General features: G+C 22.7%; 1 protein-coding gene. It reads right to left on the bottom strand.

Going from position 1 to position 295, the window contains the following annotated elements; all coding sequences use genetic code 11:
- Positions 1-101: 101 nt before the first annotated feature.
- Positions 102-295: hypothetical protein (locus PZE06_RS28355; protein WP_275792449.1), on the bottom strand; the 194-nt coding region annotated here is incomplete at its 5' end.

Below are 295 nucleotides of genomic sequence, written 5' to 3' on the forward strand. Positions count from 1 at the left end.
GTACATCTTAAAAAGTTAACAGTCAAAAAACAAAATAAGATAAATAAATAAGGCAATGAAAATATAAAGTTATGGAATTGCATACCTCACAGATTATATTATTATAATTTGGCAAATCGCTTATTCTTTAATAATCTCACTTCTTTTTTCAAAGGAGTAAAATATTGTGGATATATTTTTTCCAATCCAACTCTAACTTTAGTTTTTAACATTATTCTAAAAAGATAAAAATATGATTTGAACGATAACTTATTATTAATAATCAATTCATTTTCTTTCACTCGCTTTAATTCGT

This window comes from Robertmurraya sp. DFI.2.37 (genome assembly GCF_029211245.1).
Classification (GTDB): domain Bacteria; phylum Bacillota; class Bacilli; order Bacillales; family Cytobacillaceae; genus Robertmurraya; species Robertmurraya methanolica_A.